The sequence below is a fragment of the Propionispora vibrioides genome (assembly GCF_900110485.1).
In the GTDB taxonomy this organism is placed as follows: Bacteria; Bacillota; Negativicutes; order Propionisporales; family Propionisporaceae; genus Propionispora; species Propionispora vibrioides.
On the sequence record NZ_FODY01000037.1, the window covers coordinates 23,546 to 31,903 of the forward strand.

The window sequence follows — 8,358 nt, forward strand, 5'->3', positions numbered from 1 at the left end:
GAGGACAATAAGATGCATACGATTACATTGGATCAAGGGATCATGCTGACCATTATGTCAATTATCGTGGGAATTGATTTTTGGCTGGAAAGCTTATACATTTTTCGCCCGATTATTGTGTGTACCCTTACGGGAATCATTTTAGGAGATCTGCAGACTGGTTTGCTGGCAGGAAGTTTAACGGAGCTGGCCTTTGCCGGGCTTACTCCTGCCGGTGGAACGCAGCCGCCCAATCCGGTGCTTGCAGGCGTGATGACGGTGGTGATTGCCTATACCACGGGAGTTGAACCGCAGGCCGCTATTGGACTGGCGCTTCCTTTCAGTATCTTAATGCAATATATCATTTTGTTTTACTATTCGACTTTTTCCCTGTTCATGGGGAAAGCAGACGCTTATGCAGCAGCGGCAGATACCGGCGCTTTCTGGAAGCTTAACTTATTGATGACCGCCATTGTGGCCATCACATATGGTATTGTTGTATTCTTAAGCGCTTATGTGGCCCAGGACGCCATGCAGGCTTTGGTCATGGCTATGCCGGACTGGCTTAAACACGGCTTTGAGATCGCCGGCGGAATTTTACCGGCCGTTGGGTTTGGCATGCTGCTTACAGTTATGCTCAAAATGCAGTACGTGCCTTATCTAATTATCGGTTTTGTGGCAGCTTCTTTTATTCAGTTTGCCAATTTGCTGCCGGTTGCTTTACTGGGAACGGCGATTGCCATCTACGAATATTACAATACAAAACAATGGAAACAGGCTAAGGTGGAAAATACTGCGCAGGGAAGTGATTATAGTGAAGGAATCTAAAAGCGTACTTACCAAAAGTGACATTACAAAGCTAGGTTTTACTTCAGCGCTGTTACAGGCCGGGTTCAGTTTTGAAAGGATGCAGGCTGCCGGTTTTACGCTGGCAATGCTGCCGTTTTTGAAAAAAATCTATAAGGATGATAAGGAAAAACTGGCGGAAGCCATGCAGGATAATATGGCTTTTATCAATACTAACACTAACTTTGCAGGTATGTTGATGGGGCTATTATTGTCCCTGGAAGAACGGGGAGAAGACCGAGGGCTGATCAAAGGGCTGCGCATAGCCTTATTTGGTCCCTTAGCCGGAATAGGCGATGCGATCTTCTGGTTTACTATATTGCCGATTGTAGCCGGTATTTGTGCTTCCTTTGCCGCTCAGGGCAGCGTGCTGGGACCATTGATTTTCTTCCTGATTTACCTGGCTATATTTATTTTACGTGTTGTTTGGACTCATTTAGGCTATAATTTAGGCACAAAGGCAATTGAAAAGGTCAAGGATAGTTCGCAAACTGTGGCAAGAGCTGCCACCATACTGGGCGTAACGGTTATTGGCGGCTTGATAGCTTCCTATGTTCATATTACCGTTGCCGCGCAAATTCCGATCACCGATGCCTACGCTATATCCATTCAAAAGGATTTTCTGGACCGGGTTTTCCCAAATATCCTGCCCATGGGATATACGCTTTTGATGTTCTTTTGCCTGCGCAAGAAAATCAGCCCACCGGTATTGATCTTGTTGACCTTTATTTTTTCGATCGTATTATCAGGAATAGGAATATTGTAGAATGAAAACAATTATTATTGTCAGCGGGCACGGTCATTATGCAACAGGATTTCAAAGTACGATTGAGCTTTTGGCGGGCTGCAATCCTGACGTATATTATCTTGATTTGACCATTGCCGATACCGATGCGACCTTAAGGGATAAAATGAATAGTGTAATTGCCCGAAATAGCGAAGCAAACGTCTTATTCATTTGTGATATTTTAGGTGGGACTCCCTTTAAGGTAGCTGCCCAAATCGCTAATAAAGCCGCTAATATGGAGGTCATTGCCGGCTGCAATATCGGGGCGGTATTGGAGGGATTCTTACAAAAAGAGAATCTTCCCCTGGTTGATCTGGCTGAATTTATTGTTGGCGTCAGTCGACGGACAACCATTCGGCTGGAAAAGTGTGTGGTTGAAAAAGTAAAGCAAGCAATGGAACCCGGAGCCGGTATTTAAGGGAAAAGCAAAGCTATTGCAGTCGATGGATAGCTTTGCTTTTAGCGCTAGTATCTAGTATATAGAAGTCATAAGTCAGGTGGTGATAAGGAAAATGACTAATAAAGAGGCTGTTTACTGCAAACTGAAGGAACTATCTGAAACGATGGATGGGATAAAACAATGCGGGTTTACAGCGCAGGAAATTGCCGAGCAACTGAGTTTGCAAAGAAATATTGCCAGCCATTTATTGAATGAGCTTACAAAAGAAGGGGTGGTTATGAAAATAAACACCCGTCCGGTATATTTTCTGGATCAAAAGACTTACTTGGCAAGGCAGAAGGAACTGAAGCTGGTAACCCAGTATTTGCTGAAAAGTGACAGTATGGATCAGGAAAAAGGGGGACGGGATGTTTTTAAAGAGGTTATTGGCTGCAACGGAAGTTTGAGATACAGCATTGAGCAGTGTAAAGCGGCCGTTTCTTACCCCCCGCAGGGACTGCCTCTTTTATTAGTCGGTCATTCCGGAGTAGGGAAGAGCTTTTTGGCTAAACTTGTTTATGAGTACGCTAAGGCAACAAAAGTCATAGAGGAAAAGGCCCCGTTTATTGTGTTTAATTGCGCAGAATATGCGAATAACCCGGAACTGTTATCGGGAATTCTATTTGGCCACTGTAAAGGAGCGTATACCGGAGCCGACTCTGACAGCACGGGTTTGATTGAAGTAGCTGACGGCGGTTTTTTGTTTTTGGATGAAATACACAGGCTGCCGCCAACCGGTCAGGAAAAACTGTTTCTTTTTTTGGATCAGGGGATATTCCGGCGATTGGGTGAATCCGGGCGTGACCGGCAGGCCCAAGTGCGGCTGATGTTTGCGACAACAGAAGATCCGGAGGATAACTTTCTGCAGACTTTTTTGCGCCGCATACCTTTAGTTGTCAGGATACCGACGTTTCAGGAACGTCCGTTAAAAGAAAAAATGGAGCTTATTTATACCTTTTATAAAAAAGAAGCGGTTGCGATCAAAAAGGATGTTTCGATTAGCAACCAGGCGGTTGATATCCTGCTTAATAGCACGGCCGGAGGGAATATCGGCAAATTGCGCAATGCCATAAAACTAAGCTGCGCCAATGCTTATAATCATGGTCCCGGCTCAAAAGGCAAGGATATTAAAGTCAAAATCAATCATCTTCCCAAGGATGTTCTGCATGCCTATGAGGGCGTCATTACGAATAAACTAAATGGCGAAGACGTATTGGTGTCTTGCTCCGAGAAAAATGATTTCTCTTATATTACTCACGATAAGCAAAACACGTTGCATATACATGAAGAGCTTGCCTTGATTATTAATAAATTAGCGCAGCAGGAAGTTACCCAGGAGGAGTTTTTTACCAGGAGCCTTCAGTTATTTAATGAGTTGATTGATTATATCGTCTTTCATGAAGTGGACCGGGCGGTTACGGCCGTTATTTTTAACTCGATACAAAAAATAGTGGAACATGTTTTAATCGGCATGCAGGCTAATTACGGACTCAAACATTATGGCAATAGCGTGGAAGTATTAACTTACTTGCTAGTACACTTTATTGAAGCGAAGCCAACCAATGAAGAATTGTCCACAGAGAAGTTGATTGATTCCTTAAGCAAACAGTATTATAAAGAACACAAAATTTCACTTATGCTGCTTGAAGCAGTCGGAAAAAATCTGGATATACCTTTTGATCCGGTTGTCTTGGTCTATTTGATGATTTATATCCGTTCCATAAACCGGGAGGCCAGTCTGGATCAGGCCAATGCCATCATTATTGCTCATGGCTACAGCACGGCCAGCAGTATTGCCAGTGTGGCCAACCGTTTGCTGGAGAACTATGTCTTTGAAGCCATTGACATGCCTTTTGAACTTTCGGCTGCTGAAATTGGGCAAAAGCTGTATGCATATATGAAAACGATTGATTCTTCCCGGGGCATGATCATATTGGTGGATATGGGGTCTTTGGAGCATATTTACCAGCAGATCGTAGGTGATTTTTACGGGGATATCGTTATGATTAACAATATTTCAACTCAACTGGCGCTTTCGGTAGGGGAACGGATTTTAAAGGGGCAGCCATTGGAACAGATTGCCCGGGAAGCCGTTGCGGCCAATGTATGCCGGTATAATTATCTGGCGTCGCAAAAGAAGAAGCCCAATGCGATTATAACCACTTGCTTTACCGGTATTGGGATTGCCAAAAAAATTAAGATCCTGTTAAATAAGTGTTTTGTCAATGATGAGGTAAGGGTCATCGCCTACGACTTTGACCGATTAAAGGGCAATGGCAAGACCGACGCCATTTTCCGGCAATACGATGTAAAGCTTATTATTGGTACAGATGATCCTAAAATCGAAAATACTCCATATATCTCTTTAGAGGACTTGATCATGAAGCAGGGAGAAGCGGTTTTGACCAGTGCCCTAAGCCGGGTAGTCAATGAAGATATTATCGATAAAATAAACGCGGAAGTGCTTAAATCGTTTACCCTCTATAATGTCTTGAATTATTTAACCATTTTAAATCCGGATAAAATTATCGACCAGGTTGAGCAATCTCTATACACGCTTGAATTAAGCTTAGGTTCTAAGTTCCCGAATAATTTAAAAATAAGCTTATATATTCATATGTGCTGCATGATTGAGCGGTTATTAATCAAGGAGAAAGATGTCAAATATACGGAACCCGATGAATTGAAAGAATGCAACCCGGAATTTGCCAAACTGGTAAAAAAATCTTTCCTACCCATTGAACAGTTTTATAAAATTGAGATACCTGATTCGGAGATTAGAATTATTTATTTGAGCATAAAAAAACGGATGAGTCATTTTCCTTATTAGTAACGATAGCCAATCCTTGATGCGTGAGATGTTTTTAAATAAACTCAATTCAAGTGACGGAAAATCATATTTGCCGAATATGGTAAGTAAGGCAATGAAGGCTCCGTTTCTTGGAACATCTAAAACAAGGGCTGCCTTAACAGGTTTTAAAAACCTATTTTGAGGCAGCTCTTGTTATTAATTCCGGCCAAGCATCTCGGCAGAAGTTTGAAGTGTATAGACTGGCGGTATAACTGACGCTATAAAGTCATCCCAGCCAATGCGGTCAAGCATTTGTCCCAACCGTTCTTTGGGTTCGCCAAATTGCCGGTAATAGTTCAAGATGTTTTCAATGATAGAAATGACTTGGGCGGCGGGAAGCTGCTCGGCTATTATGCGGCCGGCTTCGGCGTTACGGCCGGAGTTTCCGCCGATAACCAGGACGTAGCCTGCAGGTGTTCCGTATACACCGATATCTTTTACAAAGACTTCGGCGCAGCAATTGGGGCAGGCGCTGACTCCCATATGCAATTTAGCCGGCAGGGGTTGTCCGAAAAATTTTTGGTCTAAGGCCAAGCCGAGACCTGTGCCGTCTTGCTTGGCCATGGGACAGTAGGGATTGCCGGGGCACATGGCGACGGCACGGACGCTTCGGGCGGAGAAGGATTCCGGCGCGAGCGCCAGTTCATCCAAGACTTTCTGGCCATCGGCAGGGGTTAAGCCTAGAATAGCAATGCTGCCTGTGGTGATTTTCAATGTGCCGCCATATTTAGCGGCGGCTGCCGCAATATTATGTAGCTGTTCCGGTGTTGCGTAGCCGCCGGGAAGATGTGGTGTGACAGGGAGCGTGGCCCGGCTGGGAACGCTCTGGGATCGACTTACTGGTTCTTGCATAAAGAAGCTCCTTTCGTCCGGTAATTGTACCGGATGGGTATTGGTCTAATGCTATCATACTCCCCTGGGAATTTGACTGCCTGTGATCTATATCACAAAAAAATATTTGCTGATAATTCATATAAACAAAGATTGAAAAAACAGGAAATATGGGCGTTAAGAAAGAAGTATAAAAAATGTAAATACACGTCGAAGCAGTAGCCGGCGTGATTTTTGGATAGGGTGGGACTTGCTGATGAAGGGAACTGTCGTTGAAACCTGGATTAGTACGGCAAGAAAGATTTGGGGGCCCGATTTGACGTTGGCCGCCATGGAGCATACCGGCTGGACGGCGGGACAAATGTTTTTGCCGACAGAAGATGTCGAGGATGCGAAGCCCCGCAATTTTGTGGCCTATATTGCCAAACAAAAAAATAAGACTGAGGACGAAGTGTGGTTTGCTATCGGGAAGGATAATATTGAAACCTTCTCGCGGGCTTATCCGGCCTTTTTCCAGTATGAGACCCTATATTCTTTTTTACGGTCCATGTATGATGTTCATGTGGTAGTGGTAAAGCGGATTCCGGGAGCCAAACCGCCGGAATTACTCATTGAGCCGATATCTGAATACACAGCGGTACTGAGCTATCGCTCTTCGCGAGGCATGTTTGGCTATCTAAGAGGGCTGCTTGCCGGCGCGGCCGCTTATTTTAAGGAAGATATTAAACTGGAAACGGTAGAGTCATCAAAAGAGCACATTAAAATTAAAATAACCTTTCCCACGCCGATTCGTCATACGATTTATTACCGGTTCAATCAATGGCTTTCACTAGGTGTTTTCAAAAGTATTGCGGTGAAAACCGGTATGGCGACAACGGCGCTAACCGGTGTGTTCTTTACGGCCTTATCGCTCTTTTCGGTTGCTGTGCCGCTATGGACTTGTGTGCTGAGCGGCTTGGCGGCAGCAGCCAGTACAGCGCTGCTTTTGCGGCCGCTGCAGGCTATTCGGGAGGAACTGGCCAACTTGCAGCAGCGGGTGTATTTTGGCGAGACCAAGCTTCGTTCACAGGACGAGTTTGAAGAAATCATCGAGGCCCTGGCAGCATATAAAAAACGGTTAAAAAGTGAATTTACCGGTTTTAAAGGTATTACTGACGAAATGGGCCAGTATGCGGACAACTTTAATAATCTGGCAAGTGTCATGCGGAATACATCGAGTGACATATCCAATGTCGTATCGGATGTGGCTGGAGCTGCAACAAACCAGGCGGTGGAAACGGCGGAAGCTGTAGGTATTTTACATGGCAATCTGGATGCTCTGCAAGGTGTCGTCGCGGAGCAAACCGAGAATCGGCAACGCTTGGAGGAGGCAGTGAGAGAAATCCGGAAGGGATTCTCTGAAGTGCAAGCTTCCAGCGGTAAACTGGAAACCAGTATGGAGCAGTTTGGCGAAGTAAAGAAAACGGCAGAGAATTTGCGGGTGCAAGCCGGAAAAATCAACGAGATTACCGGAATGGTGGCAGCTATCGCCGGACAGACTAACTTGTTGGCGCTCAACGCAGCGATTGAAGCGGCACGGGCCGGTGAGCAGGGACGCGGCTTTGCGGTAGTTGCCGACGAAGTCAGGCATCTGGCGGAACAGTCCCATCAACATTCGGAGAGTATTTCGCAGGATCTTAGCATTCTCATGGATATGATCGAAAATGTAGTTAGCTTGATCGAGGTAGAATATGGTGTTCTGGAGTCTGAGAGCAAGCAGCTAGGCGAAGTGATTGTGGGAAATAACCGGCATATCGAGAATGTACAGTTGGTTGTTGAAAATATCGTGAACATGGTGGATAAGCTGGGGGCGGAAATGGGTGGCATGGGTGCGGCCTGTGGCAAAATTGAGGGATTAGCGGCTATTTCGGAGGAAAACTCGGCGGCCAGTGAAGAGATGAGTGCTGCCATTCAAACTTATAATGATAAATTGCAGGATATGATGGATAAAATACAGGAGTTTAAAAAGGTTATCGGACATTTCAGGCAAGATATCAATCAATACCGTACCTGAGGAGAAAAAGGCAAACTGTGTGAAGGATAGTTTGCCTTTCCTATTATATATAGTAAGCAATAAGGATAATGTCGCAATTTTTAGAAAATGATTTGACACTGTTGGCTAAAAATGCTAAAATGAAAGAACCAAATATCTTGTCCATTATTTTAACAAAATGTATTGACATAATGTTTGTTCATGTGGTATTCTAATTAAGCCGTCGCAGCACGGCGGTGAAAAAACAAAAAACAGGTTGACAGGCAAAAGCCGATGTGATAGTATATAAAAGCTGTCGCAAGGCGGCGGTCAACAGGAACTGCGGCAACGCAGTCCGGTGTTCTCTGAAAACTGAACAATGTAAGGTATAAACAATATGCCAGATGTGCGGACTCGTATCACTTAGGTGATACAGTCACAATAAATAATTCTTTAAACAATTATAGAGCCATCAAAAGGCTCCATAAATAAAATTTTATGGAGAGTTTGATCCTGGCTCAGGACGAACGCTGGCGGCGTGCCTAACACATGCAAGTCGAACGGAGGTTTTCAGCAATGGAGATCTTAGTGGCGAACGGGTGAGTAACGCGTAA

General features: G+C 44.6%; 6 protein-coding genes and 1 rRNA gene. 6 read left to right on the plus strand and 1 reads right to left on the minus strand.

Going from position 1 to position 8,358, the window contains the following annotated elements:
* The first annotated feature begins 12 nt into the window (after positions 1 to 12).
* The 4 genes from agaC to BMW43_RS19610 all read left to right on the plus strand — a co-directional run bounded on the left by agaC (position 13) and on the right by BMW43_RS19610 (position 4,881).
* Positions 13 to 807: a PTS galactosamine transporter subunit IIC gene (gene agaC / locus BMW43_RS19595; RefSeq protein ID WP_091751882.1), complete on the plus strand. Its 795-nt coding sequence runs from the start codon at positions 13 to 15 to the stop codon at positions 805 to 807.
* Positions 794 to 1,591, plus strand: a complete 798-nt coding sequence (agaD, locus tag BMW43_RS19600; protein WP_091751887.1) for a PTS galactosamine transporter subunit IID — start codon at positions 794 to 796, stop codon at positions 1,589 to 1,591. Before agaC ends, agaD begins: the two co-directional genes overlap by 14 nt.
* A gap of 1 nt (position 1,592) precedes the next feature.
* Positions 1,593 to 2,030: a PTS sugar transporter subunit IIA domain-containing protein gene (locus BMW43_RS19605; RefSeq protein ID WP_091751890.1), complete on the plus strand. Its 438-nt coding sequence runs from the start codon at positions 1,593 to 1,595 to the stop codon at positions 2,028 to 2,030.
* Positions 2,031 to 2,124: 94 nt separating this feature from the next.
* Positions 2,125 to 4,881 carry a sigma-54-dependent transcriptional regulator gene (locus BMW43_RS19610; RefSeq protein WP_091751893.1) on the plus strand — a complete coding sequence of 919 codons (2,757 nt, stop codon included), beginning with the start codon at positions 2,125 to 2,127 and terminating at the stop codon, positions 4,879 to 4,881.
* Between the two features lie 177 nt (positions 4,882 to 5,058).
* Here BMW43_RS19610 and BMW43_RS19615 read toward each other — a convergent pair whose 3' ends face one another.
* Positions 5,059 to 5,754: a ferredoxin-like domain-containing protein gene (locus BMW43_RS19615; RefSeq protein WP_091751896.1), complete on the minus strand. Its 696-nt coding sequence runs from the start codon at positions 5,752 to 5,754 to the stop codon at positions 5,059 to 5,061.
* 235 nt (positions 5,755 to 5,989) lie between these two features.
* On the opposite strand from BMW43_RS19615, the gene BMW43_RS19620 reads away from it, so the two are divergent.
* Together BMW43_RS19620 and BMW43_RS19625 are read left to right on the plus strand one after the other, a co-directional pair.
* Entirely contained in the window at positions 5,990 to 7,786 is a 1,797-nt protein-coding gene (locus tag BMW43_RS19620) for a heme NO-binding domain-containing protein (RefSeq protein ID WP_091751899.1), read from the plus strand.
* A gap of 453 nt (positions 7,787 to 8,239) precedes the next feature.
* Positions 8,240 to 8,358, plus strand: a 16S ribosomal RNA gene (locus tag BMW43_RS19625); the annotation flags it as partial.